17 protein-coding genes are annotated in these 18,339 nt (G+C 37.5%); 10 read left to right on the top strand and 7 right to left on the bottom strand.

The window, feature by feature from the left end; genetic code table 11:
• Positions 1-118: 118 nt before the first annotated feature.
• The 4 genes from ABNE31_RS04885 to ABNE31_RS04870 are packed head-to-tail and all read left to right on the top strand — an operon-like array spanning position 119 to position 2,725.
• Entirely contained in the window at positions 119-1,072 is a 954-nt protein-coding gene (locus ABNE31_RS04885; protein WP_349352582.1) for a toprim domain-containing protein, read from the top strand.
• Positions 1,069-1,365, top strand: a complete 297-nt coding sequence (gene mbpA, locus ABNE31_RS04880; protein WP_349352581.1) for a mobilization protein MbpA — start codon at positions 1,069-1,071, stop codon at positions 1,363-1,365. Before ABNE31_RS04885 ends, mbpA begins: the two co-directional genes overlap by 4 nt.
• A complete protein-coding gene (locus tag ABNE31_RS04875; RefSeq protein WP_349352580.1) occupies positions 1,362-2,231 on the top strand; it encodes a relaxase/mobilization nuclease domain-containing protein in 870 nt (289 codons plus the stop codon). Before mbpA ends, ABNE31_RS04875 begins: the two co-directional genes overlap by 4 nt.
• A gap of 11 nt (positions 2,232-2,242) precedes the next feature.
• Positions 2,243-2,725: a DUF6730 family protein gene (locus tag ABNE31_RS04870; RefSeq protein ID WP_349352579.1), complete on the top strand. Its 483-nt coding sequence runs from the start codon at positions 2,243-2,245 to the stop codon at positions 2,723-2,725.
• Between the two features lie 307 nt (positions 2,726-3,032).
• Here ABNE31_RS04870 and ABNE31_RS04865 read toward each other — a convergent pair whose 3' ends face one another.
• Positions 3,033-3,809: a hypothetical protein gene (locus ABNE31_RS04865; protein WP_349352578.1), complete on the bottom strand. Its 777-nt coding sequence runs from the start codon at positions 3,807-3,809 to the stop codon at positions 3,033-3,035.
• 83 nt (positions 3,810-3,892) lie between these two features.
• Here ABNE31_RS04865 and ABNE31_RS04860 point away from each other — a divergent pair, with 83 nt between their 5' ends.
• From ABNE31_RS04860 to ABNE31_RS04850, 3 genes are all read left to right on the top strand, one after another.
• The gene (locus tag ABNE31_RS04860) at positions 3,893-4,351 is read left to right on the top strand and encodes a hypothetical protein (RefSeq protein WP_349352577.1); all 459 of its coding nucleotides are present in this window, start codon (positions 3,893-3,895) and stop codon (positions 4,349-4,351) included.
• A gap of 102 nt (positions 4,352-4,453) precedes the next feature.
• Positions 4,454-4,567: a DUF6730 family protein gene (locus tag ABNE31_RS04855; RefSeq protein WP_349352576.1), complete on the top strand. Its 114-nt coding sequence runs from the start codon at positions 4,454-4,456 to the stop codon at positions 4,565-4,567.
• A gap of 33 nt (positions 4,568-4,600) precedes the next feature.
• The gene (locus ABNE31_RS04850) at positions 4,601-4,936 is read left to right on the top strand and encodes a hypothetical protein (protein ID WP_349352575.1); all 336 of its coding nucleotides are present in this window, start codon (positions 4,601-4,603) and stop codon (positions 4,934-4,936) included.
• 161 nt (positions 4,937-5,097) lie between these two features.
• Here ABNE31_RS04850 and ABNE31_RS04845 read toward each other — a convergent pair whose 3' ends face one another.
• Both ABNE31_RS04845 and ABNE31_RS04840 read right to left on the bottom strand, forming a co-directional pair.
• Entirely contained in the window at positions 5,098-5,892 is a 795-nt protein-coding gene (locus ABNE31_RS04845) for a cation transporter (RefSeq protein ID WP_349352574.1), read from the bottom strand.
• 211 nt (positions 5,893-6,103) lie between these two features.
• On the bottom strand, positions 6,104-6,571 hold the full coding sequence (locus tag ABNE31_RS04840) for a hypothetical protein (protein ID WP_090297780.1): 468 nt from the start codon (positions 6,569-6,571) through the stop codon (positions 6,104-6,106).
• 405 nt (positions 6,572-6,976) lie between these two features.
• On the opposite strand from ABNE31_RS04840, the gene ABNE31_RS04835 reads away from it, so the two are divergent.
• Positions 6,977-8,089: an ATP-binding protein gene (locus ABNE31_RS04835; RefSeq protein WP_349352573.1), complete on the top strand. Its 1,113-nt coding sequence runs from the start codon at positions 6,977-6,979 to the stop codon at positions 8,087-8,089.
• A 33-nt stretch (positions 8,090-8,122) separates the two neighbouring features.
• Here ABNE31_RS04835 and ABNE31_RS04830 read toward each other — a convergent pair whose 3' ends face one another.
• The gene (locus ABNE31_RS04830; RefSeq protein WP_349352572.1) at positions 8,123-8,386 is read right to left on the bottom strand and encodes a tyrosine-type recombinase/integrase; all 264 of its coding nucleotides are present in this window, start codon (positions 8,384-8,386) and stop codon (positions 8,123-8,125) included.
• Positions 8,343-9,332 (bottom strand): site-specific integrase, encoded by a 990-nt coding sequence (locus ABNE31_RS04825; protein ID WP_349352571.1) that lies wholly within the window; start codon positions 9,330-9,332, stop codon positions 8,343-8,345. The genes ABNE31_RS04830 and ABNE31_RS04825 overlap by 44 nt, the downstream gene beginning before the upstream one ends.
• Positions 9,333-9,777: 445 nt before the next feature.
• On the opposite strand from ABNE31_RS04825, the gene ABNE31_RS04820 reads away from it, so the two are divergent.
• Both ABNE31_RS04820 and ABNE31_RS04815 read left to right on the top strand, forming a co-directional pair.
• Positions 9,778-11,013, top strand: coding sequence for a site-specific integrase (locus ABNE31_RS04820; protein ID WP_349352570.1), 1,236 nt, complete (start codon positions 9,778-9,780; stop codon positions 11,011-11,013).
• A gap of 297 nt (positions 11,014-11,310) precedes the next feature.
• A complete protein-coding gene (locus tag ABNE31_RS04815) occupies positions 11,311-12,069 on the top strand; it encodes a metallophosphoesterase (protein WP_349352569.1) in 759 nt (252 codons plus the stop codon).
• A gap of 135 nt (positions 12,070-12,204) precedes the next feature.
• Here the strand turns inward: ABNE31_RS04815 and ABNE31_RS04810 are convergent, their stop codons facing one another.
• The gene (locus ABNE31_RS04810) at positions 12,205-12,948 is read right to left on the bottom strand and encodes a PP2C family serine/threonine-protein phosphatase (protein WP_349352568.1); all 744 of its coding nucleotides are present in this window, start codon (positions 12,946-12,948) and stop codon (positions 12,205-12,207) included.
• The gene (locus ABNE31_RS04805) at positions 12,908-18,337 is read right to left on the bottom strand and encodes an ATP-binding protein (RefSeq protein ID WP_349352567.1); all 5,430 of its coding nucleotides are present in this window, start codon (positions 18,335-18,337) and stop codon (positions 12,908-12,910) included. The genes ABNE31_RS04810 and ABNE31_RS04805 overlap by 41 nt, the downstream gene beginning before the upstream one ends.
• Positions 18,338-18,339 lie beyond the last annotated feature (2 nt).

Below are 18,339 nucleotides of genomic sequence, written 5' to 3'. Positions count from 1 at the left end.
ACTAAACTAAAAACGATGAGACGATGAAAAAATGATGACCCCTTTAAGCCCAATGAAAACAATGGCTGACAAGAATTTGTCATCAAATCATCAAAATTCTAAACAAATACAAAAGCTCATGAAAAAAGAAAGAATGGACTGCGAAAGAGCCCGTACCCTTTGCCTGATCGCTACGCTGGCCAGGGCCGGGCACTTTCCAGTCCGGGAAACGGAAAAAGAAGCTTGGTATCTGAGTCCGTTCCGGTCAGAGACACAAGCCTCTTTTAAGGTCAACAAAAAAATCAACCGCTGGTACGACCATGGAGAGGGCATCGGGGGAAATACCATTGATCTCGTTTGTCAATTGAACAACTGCACGGTCAGTGAGGCACTTAAGCTGCTTTCCATACAGGATGCCTCTTTTTCTTTTCATCAGCGGCCACGCATAAAGCTTAACGAGGACGGTGTAAGCAAAATAAAGATTATCACAACTTCCAAAATCAAACATGTCGCATTGAGGCAATATCTTGATTCAAGAAAGATTTCATTGGGAACAGCTCAGAAGCTCTGCAAGGAGGTACACTATCGAACCAGGGGCAAGACCTATTTTGCCATTGGTCTGAAGAATGTTGACGGGGGTTGGGAACTAAGGAACAAGTACTGGAAAAACTCAACATCGCCCAAGGCCATATCTATTTTCCAGAGCGGCCACAAGAAACTGATTGTCATGGAGGGGATGTTCGATATGCTTTCCCTTTTGGAACTCATGCCAAACATTCAAAAAACCTGTGACCTTTTGATATTGAACTCCACGGCATTTGTTGAAAAGGCTTTGGCTTACTTTAAGGATTATGACCAAATCGACCTCTTTCTGGACAATGACGGAACGGGAAAGGAAAAGACAGAATTTTTACTGGAACAATCGCATAACACCAAGGACTTTTCCCATCTATATGTAGGTTTTAAAGATATGAACGAATGGTTGATAGGGGTAACCAAAGAATGTATTGGGCAGGGAATTCAAGATGTGTTTTTGTTGCCACAAAAACAATCTTGCTTTGCTCCCCATGTTCGCAAAGAAAAAAAGGAATGAAGAGGGACTACATCAAATTCCGCTGCTCCATCTACGAGAAGAAACTGCTCAAAAAAAGGGCAAAAAGGGCGGGCATTTCCCTATCGGAATATTGCAGGAGCTCCGCCTTTGGGAACAGCGTTATCGAGCGGTTGACGGAAGAACAATTGGAATGTTACAGGACATTGGTCCAGTACAAGAACAACTTTACCCGGATAGGAAATATGTTCAGGAACAGGAATCCGCTATTGGCCAAGGAAGTAGAACTCTTAGCCGAGCAAATTCGGAAGCATCTTTACAATTTTGGGAAATGATCGGCAAGGGAAAATCCATAGCGCACACCGGCCAGTCCATGGGATATGGCTGGAACCAGGAAAAGGGGGCAGAGGTGGTCCACAGCCAAAACCTGGCCGGGGAAACGGCCAAACAGGTGACCGAGGAGTTCAAATTGGTACAGGAGATGAACCCACGTTGCCAAAAGAACACCCTGAGCTTTGTGCTCAGTCCCACCAAAGAGGATGGTAAGGACCTTTCGAACAAAGAGCTGGGAGAACTGACCAAAAGCTTTATTGAGAAGATGCAGCTTCAGGACAGACAGGCCATCGCCTTTGTGCACCGTGACAAGGCCCATACGCATGTACACCTATACACAAACCGTATAGGTTTTGATGGCAAGGCCTACAAGGACAGCTTTATCGGAAAGCGTAGCCAACAAATGGCCGAACAGGTGGCCATGGAAAAGGGGCTTACAACGGTAAAAATGGTGCAGATTGAAAAGGAGATGGAGACCTTTAACATCCGTCAGGGCATCAAGCGCATCCATGAACAGGTCATGGACAAGGAACGGCCAAAAACCCTATTGGATTACATGAGGGCTATGGGGGAAAGAAAGGTTCAGGTCATCCCAAGCATCAATAAGGCGGGAAAGCTGCAAGGTTTTCGGTTCGAGCACAAGGGGCACAATTTCAAGGGAAGCGAGGTACACCGTTCGATGTCGGGCGGAAACTTGACCAAACAACTTGCACACGGCATGGCGCTTAACAAGCAATTGGAATCTGCCAAGGGATTGGCCATGGTTGGTAAGGCAGCGGAACTGGTATCAAATGCCTCACTAAAATTGATAAGAAAAACATTGGAGCAGGCCGCAAAACGGGCGATGGATAGTGGAATGGGATATTAATAGAAACAATTATGGGATATAAAAAACTGGACGAGGTAATGGAATTGTTGGCCGATGAACTTGATGGGTTCAACAAATCCATCGATAGGCTAAAACAGCTTACAGAGAACGTCTATAACATAAAGGTGGAAGCCTCTACCGATAACATACAGAAATTGCTCCATAGACATCTGGAAAAGGAAAAGTGGAACATAGAATCCATTGACCAGAAGACAAACACTATCGGGAAAGCGGTAATAAAAGCCAAGATGATTCCGAGGGCATTGTTCTGGCTGACGATAGCGGTCTGGACGATTTCCATTGTTACCATCTGTTATCTGGGAATAAGGGTCTCACGGTTGGATTCAATACGCGAAAAGTCCTTTGAGTCCGGACGGCAAGAGGTCATCACAACTTTAAGGGGCTTTTTTGACGAAAATCCGGGACTATTTGAATCTTATGAATCATGGCGATTGAGTGGGAAAGAGGTGGACCCAACCAAGCCTAAAAAGTAGGCTGCGCCCTATTTCGATTTTATTTTACGCTTATCTACCTGAACGCTATAAAATCGAAACAGGATCCATACGCAGTCAAGTTATGGTAAGATTTGGGACGATTCAATATGCGTTGAAAAAAGGTTAGTTTTAAAATCCTGAATACGATTTAAAGTTGATATAGCAATCATTGGATTTTGACATTTTCAGTAAAAGTGTTTCCGTGTAGATCTCAATACCAAAATTAAAAGCCGGTCTTGACCGGCTTTTAATTTTCAATAATGAAGATATAATCTTATAATAAAGACTTTTGGGAAATAGATTAAGATCAATCATCTAAGAGATTAATCTGTGCCTTAATCGCGTTACGGATACTTTGCGCCAATTCATTATTACCATCTGGGTCAGAAGGACTAATTTCAATTGTTCCATCGGCGTTACCATCAGAAGCTTGTGACAAATCAACACCTATAGTGCTGTCGAAAACTAAGCTTAGGTCAAAGTCAATGACGATTCCTTCTAGTGTAGAAGAAATAGTGATATCGAAAGAGGGATCTTCAAAATCCACCTCCACTTCATCTTCAAAATCATGCCAAAAGATAAATGGAACTCCTTGTACAGTACCTTGGATAAGTACGGATTTTCCGAATAAATCGCTGGTAGCATCAGTACTTTTATCAAACTTGAATTCAAGTTCCTCAAAATTGCCCATCGGTAGGGAAACGTTCAAGAATCCGATCTGCCCTGCTATCAAATCAAGCTCAAAAGGGCCGGCAAGTTCTATCTCATCCTCGAAATCATAATAGCCATCATCATCCCATTGCTCGTTGTCATCGTCATAGTAGTCATCTCCTGGATCTTCAAAATCGAATTCCAGTTCAAACTCTTTGAGGTTCATCCTAAAATCAGTGATAACTACGTCATTATTAGCGGTCTTGGCGGTAAGGGATTTCCCGGACGGACTACTGAAAGAGCCTTTAGCACTAAGGCTCAACTCGCCCGTATTACTTGGTGAATCCTCTTTTGAACAGCCGACAAGCCCTATAATCGATAGGAAAAGTATGAACTTGAAATTACTTAAGTTTAATAAGTGATAATTTTTCATGGTATAAAATTTTGGGGTTTATTGGGTATAAACAACTAAACTCTCCTATACCCTACTTTCCATAACGAAAAAAAATTGAAATATTGTACCGAAAGGGACTGAGTGCCCAATCAATTTCCAAAAATGCTCTAGGCCTGCGTATCGGTGATAATGACGGCTTTGGTGGCGAAATCTCATATCAAAGGTATTTGTCTGAAAATAACCGCTTGGAATTTGATCTGGGCTGGCGTGATTCGGACAATGTGGACGCTTTTAAACTAGTTGGACTGTACCAATGGGTCTTTGTGCTGGAGGACAGGTTCAATTGGTATGTGGGTGCCGGTGCTGGAATAGGTTCTTTCGACGTAGACAATGATTTTGATAATTTTGTCGACGACGATAGTGGAACCTTTGCGCTGGTGGCTGGTGACATAGGGATTGAGTACAATTTTGACATTCCTTTATTGCTATCCCTGGATATCAGGCCTGAATTGGGCTTCAACGATGCGTATTCGGATGATTTAGATCTTGATATTGCACTTGGTATAAGATACCAATTTTAAGATAGCACCATTCATAGTATAGATATACGACCCTTTTTGAATCAAAGGGCATTTTCATTAATTTTAATAAATTACCCTATTGTGGAATGAACAGAACCAATTATGGCATATAAAAAACTGGACGAGGTAATGGAATTGTTGGCCGATGAGCTGGACGGGTTCAACAAATCCATCGATAGGCTAAAACAGCTTACGGAGAACGTAGATAATATATAGGTGGAGGCCTCTACCGATGACATACAGAAATTATTGCATAGACATCTGGAAAAGGAAAAGTGGAACATGGAATCCATTGACCAAAACACCAATACTATCAGGAAAGCGGTGATAAACGCCAAGGTAATCCCAAGGACATTGTTCTGGCTGACGATAGCGGTCTGGATGATTTCCCTTGTCACCATTTGTTATTTGGGAATAAGGGTCTCACGGTTGGATTCAATACGCGAAAAGTCCTTTGAGTCCGGACGGCAGGAGGTAATCACAACGTTAAGGGGCTTTTTTGACGAAAATCCAGGTCTATTTGAATCCTATGAGTCATGGCGGTTGAAAGGGAAAGAAACGGATTCCATTCAGGCCAAAAAGTAGGCTGCGCCCTATTCCGATTTTACTTTACGCTTATCTACCTGAACGCTATAAAATCGAAACAGGATCCGCGCGCAGTCAAGTTATGGTAAGATTTGGGGCAAGTATGAAAAATCACTGTGTCCTGAAAATCGTTCAGTTTTTAGTACTTGAAGTTTGAACTGTTACTTGCCCAACTTAAGTATTCTAAACGCTCCCTGGACCACAAGGAAGAACACAATTGTGCCGATGATTAGGTCAGGTTTGTTAGAATCCAACCAATGGACCAGTAGTCCAGCGACTATGACCCCTAAATTAATAATCACATCATTTGAGGTGAAGATCATACTAGCCTTCATATGGGCCTCCTCCTTGCTCTTTGACTTTTGCAACAGGTAAAGGCAGATGCCGTTGGCGATGAGCGCAAGAATCGAAACGAGAATCATGGTAGAAAAATCGGGAAGTTTTTCTGCTCCAAAAAAACGTCTGAGAACTTCAATAAATCCAATAAGGGCCAAGGTGAGCTGGAAATATCCCGCAAGCTTCGCTATCCGTTTCTTTCTGGTTAGGGTTCCACCTACGGCAAACAAGCTGAAGCCATAAACGAAACTATCCGCCAACATGTCCAAACTATCGGCAATAAGTCCCATGGACTTAGCGATTAGCCCGGTGGCCATTTCTACAAGGAAGAAAGCAAAATTTATTGCGAGGACGACCCAAAGCAACCTTTTTTGATCCGATTTTTTATCAAAGTCGATTCTGTCGCTCTTTTCTGTGGAAATTCTTCTATCTCCCAATTTCAAATCTGAAATCGACTTTTCGATTTTCTCCACCTCACCATAATGAAAGACCGTCAATTTTCGGTTGGGAATATCAAAGTCCAGTTCCGCAATATCTGAAATCCCATCCAGTTTCATACGGATAAGGTTTTCCTCAGAGGGACAGTCCATCTTGGAAATTTCAAATAATGACTTTTTCATTAAACCCTATTTAAAAAAGCGGCTTTTATTATTCTTGAACACCAAATTACTCCATCTGGATCAAAATTCCGAGTGCCGTAAAACAGCGACTTAATTATACAGATTATGAAAAAAGAAGATTCCTGAGAATTATTTGTTTTTCAGTACACTCCATGATTAGAACAAAAAAAGCCCCAGAAAAGGGGCTTCTATATATTTATAAGCGTAGAGACTAGTTCCCCTCACTCAAAGAGAAACTGCCATCACCACTGAAATCGCCTACGGTTATTGTAACGATCCATATTCCTGAAGCGCCAGTGGATGTAACCCCGCTGAATGAATCGGGTTCAACAGCACCATTTAAACTTCTGTCCAAAACAACTGCTCCGGCAGAATCCTCAATGACCATGCGAAATGTTCCCACGGTGGTCGCCGTGATATCGGCATTGTAATCCGCAGTTGTAAGATTGTTGTTCCAGCTGAACATACGGGTGGTCGAACCACCATTGCCCGTGAAACTGGCATCTAGGTCACCATTGAAATCGCCTTGGTCATCCACGACAAAATCAGATGGACTTGTTCTTAACGTAGTCCCATTGACCGTTACACTTGCGGTAGGGTCATCGTCTTTGCTACAGGCAATCACTGTAAGAACCATTACTCCCGCAATAAATGATTTGATTAGATTTGAGGTTTTCATAATTTACTTCTTGTAATTTTAAAATATATTTTTGTTTTGTTGACTATTAAACAATCATCATAACGATTTCCCTACCCTGTTGTTGTAATGTTTCTTCTTTTTGTTGTGAATCGCCCCATTACTGATGTGAAATTCATTTCCCTTATAACTAGTTAGGATAATGTTCGCCTCCCCTGGTTACTGATTGACCAAAAACAAAACTCCTTAACTTCATTTATTGTAAATGGATGAGTCCAAAAAAAATTGCGATTACCTTGAATGAATCCCATTATTGACCTCTCATATTGGACACTGACTAGCATAAATTAAATAATGAGTTAAGTCAATTAGTTCTTCCATTTATTCTTTTCAGGGAATATATTCACTAAAAAACATTACTTTTGGTGAATTAATTCACTTAATCTTATGATTAAACGAATCTTAGAAGAGAAAATCATTCAAAAGCTGGATAAGGGAAAGGCAATCCTAGTCATTGGACCGAGACAAGTTGGAAAAACGACCTTAATCAATTCCATTTTGGAAAATAGGGACCATTTGTTTTTGGATGGTGATGATTCCACCGTCAGAAATCTATTGACCAACCCCAACACCGAGCAACTAAAGAGCATTATAGGCAACTATAAAACCTTGTTCATCGATGAGGCTCAACGTATCGAGAATATCGGGTTGACCTTAAAAATAATCACCGACCAGTTCAAAAAAGTACAACTATTGGTAAGCGGTTCTTCGGCATTTGAATTGAACAATCAGACCAGCGAGCCATTGACCGGAAGAAAATGGGAATACAAATTGTATCCCATTTCTTGGCAGGAGTTGGAGGACAGTATTGGTTATGTAAAGTCTGAGCAGCAGCTCGAATTAAGAATCCTTTACGGCATGTATCCAGATGTTATAAACCATCCTGGGTACGAAATTGAGGTTTTAAAACAATTGACCAACAGCTATCTCTACAAAGATATTTTGGCATTTAGCGGAATACGAAAGCCCCAAGTGTTGGAAAAATTACTTCGTGCCCTGGCCTTGCAGTTGGGCAGCGAGGTAAGCTACAATGAACTTGCCCAATTGGTGGGCGTTGATAAGAATACCGTTTCCAATTACATCGATGTTCTTGAAAAAGGGTATGTGATTTTTAGGTTATCAAGCTTTAGCAGGAATCTGAGGAACGAAATAAAGACCAACCAAAAGATTTACTTCTACGATACAGGGGTGAGAAACGCCATTATCGGGAATTTCAATCTATTGGACAGCCGAAGTGACAAGGGGGGTCTCTGGGAGAACTTCTTGATAGCAGAGCGCATCAAAAAACTGGCCTACGATGGCTCTTTGTCCAATTCCTATTTTTGGCGAACAAAACAGCAACAGGAAGTGGATTATGTTGAAGAGGTCTCAGGGAAAATCACGGGCTACGAGTTTAAGTGGAGTGAAAAAGCTAAAGCCAAGCTTCCAAAGTCTTTTATGGAAAGTTACAATGCCACTATTGAAGTAATCCACAGAAACAATTTTAGGGAATTTGTGTAGGTCTTAATATTGCGAAGCCTTTATGCTGTTTTTTTAGGAAAAAAGTACTTCAACGGCGTCATCCACAATTTCATTGCCCAATTCTTTGAGGTATACTTGGGTAATCTTTATATCTGCATGCCCAAGCGATTCTCCAATAATATCCGTGGCCACCCCTTTTTGTTTAAGGCAGTTTGCATAACTGTGCCTAGCCACGTAGGAACTTAAGGCCTGATTGATGCCACAGAGTTTAGCAATTTCTTTCAGACCCTTGTTATATTGGGCAAGTGTCTTCTTTTTGCGATGGTCTAATTGCAAAGGGGTCAAATCGTTGTAAGAGAATTGGAAAAATATACTTTGTCCCCAGGGAGTGTTCTCGATAATGATCTAAAATGGCTCTCAAGGGCGGATTGATTTTTACAGAAAATGGGCGTTTCGTTTTATTACGAATATATCTAATCCGCTCTCCATGGATGTCGCTCCATTTCAGACAAATCATATCCGCGAAGTTCATCCCTCTAGAATAGAAACTGAACATGAAATAATTTCTGTGATCGACCAGATGTGGATACTTGGTTAAATCAAGATTGTGAATCTTATTAATCTGTTCCAAATTCAAGGCTCTCTTAATGCCTTTGCCTTTCAGTCTTGATATTTTGTAGACTTGGAAGGGATGCTTTTCTACTTTGAAGATATTCCGTTCTAAGGCTTTATTGTACATAGCACGAATCGTTCGCATTTTTACACCTATTCCGCCATCCGTGCCACCTCTTGAGCGCAAAAAAGCATCATACTTGTTTAAAAAGGTAGCATCAATTTCTGAAAAACGTAGACTTTTAAAACCAATGAATCGTTTGATTGAGTTGGAGGCGTCGTGATAAAGCTTGGCGTTACCCATTCTGCCCGCGTCACGCATTTCCTGTATAATCTCGTCCCAAAACCGGAATACATCCTGAGAAGCTGGATTGGTGTCTACTCGAAAATGTTTATCAAAATCGTCAAGAGTAAAATCTTCTTTTTCAAGCTCCAGGTCATAGTAGGTTTTTAAGGCTCGGTCTTTTATTTTCAAAAGCACTCTATTCTTTTGAATATAATTTGCGTTCTTTCCATTGAAAGAACCCGTATCTTCGTTCCATTCCTCCAAATTCGTATTCAAAGGAGTGCGGTAATATTTGGTTCTACGGTTTTTGGTCACCCTTAAAAAGATGGGAAATGAGCCATTGGCCAATGCTTTTTTTCTTAAAACGACTTTGATTGAAGACATACATTTCTGGTTTTGGGTACAACATAGGTACAACAAATGGGTACTTAAATGTAGTTCCAAGGAAGCTAAAAGAAAAGCGAAAAATCATAAAATACTGATTTTCAAAACAAAAGAAATTAAATGCAACTATTTGAAAATCAATAATTTGCGACTGTCACGCAGGGGGTCGCGGGTTCGAGTCCCGTCCAGACCGCTTGGAATATTTCCAAATTTATGCAAAAGCCTGTAAATGAAATATTTACAGGCTTTTTTCATTTCCATTAATACCAAAAAACATCAAAAAACACCATCTAAAAGGTGCCTAATTCGGTGCCTCTCAAGATTTCATTTTCAGAGGCACCTCCATCGCTGTAATTGACTGTTTTATAATTTATTGCGAGGATTTGTTAACATTTATTTAAGACTCTTTTTTGTACCTTCAAAGTGTTAAATCAATCCTATTCTTATGTTTTCAACAATCAATGTCATCTTTTACCCAAAGAGAAAGGTAGTTAAGGAACCCAAAAAATCCATTATTTATGCCCGAATCACGCTGGATGGGAAACGTGCTGAGTTCAGCACAGGCAAACAAATCGAGCTAGCCAGATGGGATGCCGACAATTGCAGGGTTCGCGGTAAAGGCCCAGAAATACTAGTGCTGAACCGATTCTTTGACACTTTGAAAGCTAAGTGTGTTTTCATTTATGACGAGCTGGTCCGCAATGAAGAATACGTGGATGCCGATACCGTGAAGAACATCTTTTTGGGCAAGGGCCAAAAACAGTATATGATCTTGGAAATATTCCAAGATCACAACGATCAAATGGAAAGTTTAGTGGGCCGAGAATATTCCGCCGGAACACTTCAGCGATATAAGGCAGCTAAATCACATATCTCAGATTACATAGCATACAAGTACCAAAAAAAGGATTTTCCGCTTAAAAAGCTCGATTATGAGTTTATAACAGGCTTTGATTATTATTTGAAGAGCCAAAAAAAGGTTTCACACAATACAGCGACCAAATATATTGTCAATTTCAAGAAAATTGTTCGCATCGCCTATGCCAACCAATGGATCGATCGGGATCCTTTCTTCCACTGGTCGGCCAGTTGGAAACAAAAAGAACGTGAGTTTCTGACCCATGAGGAACTGGAAGCGATGCTAAAGCAAGAATTTGAATTCGAAAGGCTTGATACAGTACGCGACATGTTTTTATTCTGCTGCTATACTGGACTGGCATTCGCCGATATCGAAAAGTTGACCAAGGATGATCTGGTCAAGGACATCAAAGGGAACAAATGGATCAAGACCAAAAGAAAGAAGACCAAGGTTCTGAGCAGCATTCCACTGTTGAGCGTTCCAGAGGCCATTATCGACAAGTACAAAGAACATCCCAGGGTAATCGAAAAAAAAACATTGCTCCCGGTATATACAAACCAGCGCACTAATTCCTATCTCAAGGAAATCGCCACGGCATGCAAGATCAAAAAGACGTTAACCACGCATTTGGCCAGACACACCTTTGCGACAACCGTTACCCTTTCCAATGGTGTTCCGATTGAATCGGTTAGCAAAATGCTTGGCCATACCTCTTTGAAGACGACCCAGATCTATGCCAAGGTATTGGACAGTAAAATTTCAGATGATATGGAAAAATTGAAAAATGACCCTGCCCTATTGGAGTTTGCCAAGTCCATTTGAATCTTTTAATTCAACACTTATTCGGTTTTCATTGATTTGGACATTTCAACTTTCTTTCTTAGTGATTCTTGATTAAATCAACGCACTAAAGCAATGAATAGGAATGTCTGATTAAAAATCAACAAACATTAATTTTTTACCGCCATGGCGGTAAAAAAAGATTTTCTAGACATAATAGATGAGTTCATAAGCAAGATAAACCAATAATTACCGCTTAGCAGTAAAAATAATGGGTTAAACACAACACAATTCCTTGAGGAATTTTAATTTATCGAACTTTACAAGACAAAAATCATCATGGCTACAATCCAATATCTGTCGGACCTTCATTTGGAATTCCCTGAAAATAAACAATTCATTCAGGACAATCCCATCAGACCCAATGCGGATATCCTGGTCATGGCAGGAGACATCGTAATGTTTTCTTTATTGGACAAATTTGATTGGTTTTTCGATGACCTATCCCAAAAGTTCCAACAGGTATACTGGATTCCGGGCAATCATGAATACTACGGATCCGACATCAAGTACAGGACTGGAAACTTCAAAGAAAAGATACGGGACAATATCTATTTACTAAACAATCAAACCGTGCTAGTCGATGATGTGGAATTGATTTTTACCACTCTTTGGACCCAACTCTCGGATAAAAATCAAAAGCTCATCATTGGAACGCTTTCAGATTTCAGAACTATTAGAAACAACGGGCAATTACTGACCACTTCTGATTATAATTCCCTAAATCAGGATGACGCCATCTTTTTGAGAAAGACCTTGCAAAAGAACAATAAACAGAAGGTTGTTATCACACATCATGTACCCACTTTTTACAATTATCCAAAGAAATACTTAGGTGATCCCCTTAACGAAGCATTTGCCATTGAACTGGAAGATCTTATAAAAACTAATGGTCCTCATTATTGGATCTTTGGTCACCATCATTCCAACACGGAACCTTTTAAAATGGGAAGCACCACGCTTACGACCAACCAATTGGGTTATGTACAGATGGGTGAACATATACAATTCTCTTATAATTCAGTGATCAGCCTATGATTGGAATCACCTCGGAACGTTATGAAAAGGAATTCTCTTCCAAACAAGCTTGCTTGGAAGAACAGATAAAAATCGTCTAACCAATAGTCCGAGAAAAGGGAGGGTTACAATCTTCGAAAAGTTAAATATCATTTCTTAGGAACCTTGAAATATTGAAATCAACGAATAATTATCCTGTGCATTTTTTTGTAACCAATCGTCCAATTGAGAAAGTTTGTCTGTTTCTTTTTGTTTTGAATTTACAATTTCTAGCAATTGATGGACGCCCAAAACGTCTGTTACACCATCTGAAGCTATCAATACATAATCCCCAGGTTTAAAATCTATAATTAATTTATAGCCAATCTTTGCTTTCTTGATATCATTTTGAATTGCTCTAGTTACAATATGATTGTATTTCTTTGCGTTGCTTGCTTCTACAAAAACCTTATTTTCAATTAATTCATTTTTTAAATTATGCTCTACTGATTCAAAAACTATTTGACCATGTTTTATATGCCAAATTTTTACATCACCAACCCAAAAACAGTGCAGGTCATTACTACTCTGAATAACTCCTCCCAATGTTGCGCCCATTTTAGATTCTAGCTTTTCATTTTCAAGCGTTAGAGCTTTTGTTGTTTTGTTCACCTTTTTTTGAATGCTTTCCCTATCAATATTTTGAAGAGACTTTAACTCTTCATATAGGTTTGAAGTGATAAAGTTTGCGGCATAAGCTCCATTCTTGTATCCTCCCATGCCATCTGCCAAAAGGTATAGGTTATTGTACTTACCTAGACTTTTGACCAACACGACATCTTGGTTGGATTTACGCGCCCCCTTATTTGTGATGAAATAACTATCCATCCTTTTTAACAGCATTAATTGTTGCTCCACCATGTTTAGTTACTCTTGGTCTTGTTATTATTTTTACTGGTTGATTTGTTACCCGCTTTTCAGTTGCTTTTGATGCCCACAAGAATCCTTCTCCTGGTTTTAAAATACTCATGTCTGCTGGTGACAGATTTGCTAGTTGGGTAATAGATTTTTGAATATGCTTTAACCATTGTGGACTGTTAAACTTATGCAATAATACTATTGAGCTTAATTCAATAATTTCATTTGGCAAACTTGGCGGGTCTTGACTAGCAATTAATATACTCACCCCTTTGTGTCTCATTTCTCGAATAGCTGTAACAATGTTTCCAGTCAAATCTTTATTATCCATGTATTTATGAGCTTCATCAAATACAATGAACTTATTAAATTGATTTTCTGAACTGTTTGTTGAGGAAAAAATATCTAATGCCGTTACAAATAACCCTAGTGCCTGATCTTTATGGATGAACTCATCTCTCATATCAATTATGATAAGTTTTGATGGTTGTAGATACTCTGATAGATGATTTACATCTTTTACATATTTTGAGGCAAATCTAATTCTGCGGGTTGCTAAGGTTTTATCTCTTTTAGACAATAGTTCACTACCACTTATTTCTTGATTTAATGTAGGTACATTTAAATTGTTTGAATCAAATAATTCTTCTAAAATGAAATTAATTTCGTTGATATAATCTGAAGTATTACCCACTGCATTCATCAAAAACTGCCAATCCTTTATAGATAATTCATTGGGGTTAAACAATAATGGTGCAACTTCAACCGATGGAAACTGATTCCTACGTTCTTCCACTTTACGCTCAGGACATAGAATTATAATATCATCAATATTATCCGGCTCTACATTATAAACTTCCTTTAAAATCCTTATTTCATTTTCTTGGTCGTTAGGTTGAATCATTGATGTAAACTCCGGTTCATAATCCATACTCTCACTGTAATGGAATATCACTCCCGCTAGTGGTGATGGTATCTTATTTACATTACTAAATTGTTTTAATACCATTTCAGTTAATGTGCCAATGGAATAACTTTTTCCACCGCCTTGAACTCCAAATAGACTAATTGTATTAACCCCACTTAAATCAATAGCGATTTTTTTGTTTTGATGCGCTGTTTCACCTAAAATTCCATACTGTGAAGAAGGTCTAGAGTTACCTATAAATATTTCAAAATCGGGTTCCGAATAAGGTTTATCAGAATTTGTTATTTTACTTTCACTAGGTGTTGTAATAAGCTCTTGAGGCTCATATACAACTTCTTGTTCTTGAATCAAGTCGTTTGACTGAATCGATTTTTCTTCTGGTTTCACATCTAGTTCTTCAGACTTGTTAGCTTGCTCTTTTTTAGGTTTATTTTCCCCTTCTTTGAGTGATTGGGATTTTTTAAGCTTTTGACTAAATGTTTTCATTCTATTATCTATTCCTAAAGCTTCTATTAACTCATTGCCCAAGTCATCTCCTTCTAATCGAATGGTATTCAAATCGGAATCGGAATCTAAAATATCTTCGATTAAATCTTTGCCCATCGTAAACATGGTTATATCGCCATCAACTATTTCTTTGAGATGTTTTTTTGATGTAGAAAAATCGTAAATAACACCTACTTTATTGAATTTTAAACTATAACCTAAATCTAAATCCAACAAGAAGTCGTTATAATTATCATATACCAAATCACTCAAATAGTTATAACGATTTGACCTATTTATATAAAAGCCAAGTAATCCACGTAGCTCCTTATTTTTTATTTCCCTATCCAACCTATCGTTAGAGAGATTGTATTGTGGGTCGAAATGGAATCTTAATACCTCTATAGTGTTTTCAATCTGTTCCGTCATTTTCATTTTCAAGTCTTCACGTTCTGTTTCATTAAGCGTCTTCCTGCACTTAATTTCTATAACAGTAATGAGAATTTCCCTTTTCTCTGGGTCCATAGACACCAACAAACTATCTGCCCTACTTTTACTTTCAAAACTATTTTGGTTAAATAAATTTTGATGTAAATCGATAGGTATTAAAATGCCGTTTTCTAAAAATCCTTTCTTTTCCAACACCCTCTTTGTAAAAGCAGAACCAATTACCTCGAATGCCTTGTTTTTAGATGAGTTGAGTTGTAATACCAATGAGCTACTTAAAGCCCTTAGATCTTCCAAAAGAGATTTAATTTTTACTTGATGTTCTTCATTGTGAATGTCCAAGTCAAACTCCTTAAAATGAGGGCCTATTAACCCTAGTACCTCTGATGTTGGCCTTGTAGTTAAATAAGATGATATTCCTGAAACTTCTTCACCAGGTACATAATCCAATAAAAATGGAATATCCTCACCATTTGAGGGTTGGTCATATACCTCTGGCCCCATATTCTTATCAAATGTTACCACCCAGTCTGAATAATCATGTAAGTGAGTTATTAGCACTTTATCCCTTTCATTCAATACCATTTGTGTTGATGGAATTGCCTCTGTATATTCTAATTTTAGAGCACAACTTGTAAAGGATTGCATGTTCTCAAATAATTGAATACCCAATTGGCCAAGATTACTATAAACTATTGGTAAGTTATTACCCTTAATAAACCTGTTCCACTTAAATCTATTGTCATCATTCTCAACATTGACTGTATGATCCGTAACAATGCCATTCACATAGAAATTTCTAGTGTCTAAATCTGGTTTTACCAATTCAATTTTTATTGGAAATGGGCTTATTAAAAAACTAATATGCGCATTGAACTTCAATGGATTCTTTAAATAATCTGAAATGTTATTTATTGAAAATCTTAATTTCGGAAACAGCCTGTTTTTGGACGGCTGCGAAAACACTTCAGCTTCTTCAGAAATGATTGATTGTGGATTCAAAAGACTTTTAAGTGCGTCTCCATGCTCAATGATTTTATCACTATCCTTAAATAATCTTATCTCATATTTTGTATTACTAAAATCATTTTCTTTTTCTAATTCAATTAATGCATCAGAAAACACATTGGCATCTCCAGCATTCACCAAATTCAAAATTAATTTGTCTACATAAGGATGTTGCTTTAAGTAATTTTTAATATGGGTAACTACCTGTCTTTTACTAATATCTGTATCGATATAGTTTTCTTTTGTGATATTAAAAAGCCCTCTGAAATAATGAAGCAACTGTCTAGATATTGATGTAAAAGACTTACTCAACTTATTGTCTACTCCTTCTAAATACAAGCCCCATCCATGTGCTAATTCACCTGAATAATTATAATTTTTTAAAGACTGATTGCCTACTATAACCAATGGATTATTGGAATAGCTAAATTCATTATTAAAAAGTACTTCTAAATTATTTGACCATGCTTCTTTGTATTTTGAAAAACCCAATGTTTCTTGTTCCCATTTAAAAAACACATCTAACAACTGCAATATCCAAGCTAATCTTAAAGGGTGCAAAGGTGAAAAAAGTAATGCTTCTATTTTTTTACCGTCAGGTAGTTTGGTGTCTAATTTAACAACATCCAAAAATTGCAATTCACATACTAAATCTATCAAATCAGCTTTGTCTTCCTCTGAAATTTCAGTGTTGGAAATTTGATTTTGAAGTTCAGAAGTCCATGCTGTATATGCTGAAATATAATTAGAAATGTCTTCTTTGAAATTAAATATATCAGCTGTTTCGAAAACACCATCATTGTTTTCATTAGATTCCTGAATACGTTTGAACACTTTAGTACGCAAGCTCAAGACTGTTTCCGGTGCGCTCAATGTTAGCTTGCTCTCTATAAATTTGGAATCATTAAAATTTGTAAATGACGCATTGTTATTTAAATCTACTTTAACATAACCCAAATATCCTGCGTTATCCAAAAACACTTTTTCAATGGTTCTTAATTTAGAAGATAAAAGTATTTGATAGTTATGGTTTGGGGAATAGTTTATATGAAATACAGAGGTATGGCTAACTTTTTTATCGTCTAACCAACAATTTGAAGGTTCAATTGGTTCGGGTATTGCAGGCTCATTTTCATGCTTTAAATCGTAAATTCTATGATTTAAAAATGCTTGAAGCACACTTTTAACCTTGTCTTTTCTTTGGTTGTCTTCCCGATCGATCGTATCATCAACCACAAAATCAAAATCTTCGGAATCACAGGTTAGTTTAAATTGGAACTCATCTTTCGAGGATTCTGGGTTATTTTTTAATTCTTCTTCCCATACTTCTTGAATTTTAATCTCTTTAAAATCATCATCATTATTCAAAATTTCTCCAAACTCGTTTTCTGCCAATACTTTAATAAAATAGGCTCCATCATCTATTTGATTAGGCTCTAATTCTACTATAGCATCTCTGTAAGGACGATTATTAGCTGTCTTTTTTAATTTTCGCAACACAGAAATTTCTTCACCTCTTCCTCCATCAACTGCCATTAAAACAATTTTGAAATACTTCAAATCGGATATTTGATTAGGATTCGGATTAGTTGAAAATCTTATTTTAATTTTCGAGGCACTATTTGGATTAGCATATAATATTTTTCTATCATTTTCTGTTTTAAAATCACTCGATTTAATTTCTTCAACAGATAGTTTTACTTTACTAAAATCTATTTCTAAATCGGATATTTTCCAGTTTGAGAAGTTCAGGTTTTGATATTTTTGGAAGATCGTTTCTGCTATCTCCTGCTTTGTGTTTAATTGGTCTTCTTTTTTTATGAAGTCTACAATTTCACTTTGCAACGTATTCGATTCGATAGGCATGTCTGCAATACGGTCTATCATAGGTTTATCAAAGTTTGATAGTACCTCAACACAATCCGAATTGAATTTTATTCTCGACCTTATTTTATTGCTGTCCTCTAGTAATTTTGTATCAGGTATTAGATTTAGCTTATAGAGGTTGTTCCCTATACTTTCATCACTATAACCAATTTCTTTAAGACTTATGAGAAAGTTGATAATCTGAGTATTCTTGAGGTTATCTTGACCTATGAAATCGATAATATCTTCAATAATTGAGTATTTAAACTCTACAGGGATTTCATTAATTAATTTATTGACTAATTTTGTTTCTACTCCTTCTAAACTTAATTCCTTAAAGGTTGCATTCCCATAAGAATCTTCTGCCGCTGTTCTACTGTTAGATGGGATTAGAATTAAAAGCGGTTTGTATTGGTTGTTCCTTAATTCAATCAGTTTGGTAGCACTAATACATTTTTCATTAATATTCACCTCTGATATAATATAGGTATCTATTTCTGGAAATAGTTCATTAATTTTATCGCACAAGACATTTAGTTCTTTAAATGCCAATCCTGCAATTTTCATACAATGTCCAGGTTTAGCATTATGCAATTCTTCTTGATGCAAATCAATAACTAAATCAATAATTTCTTTATAATATGTATTTATAATCATTG

It is taken from the genome of Flagellimonas sp. MMG031 (assembly GCF_040112705.1).
Lineage (GTDB): Bacteria > Bacteroidota > Bacteroidia > Flavobacteriales > Flavobacteriaceae > Flagellimonas.
Note: the sequence above shows the minus strand (reverse complement) of the source record. Positions and strands in the feature narration are given on the sequence as shown.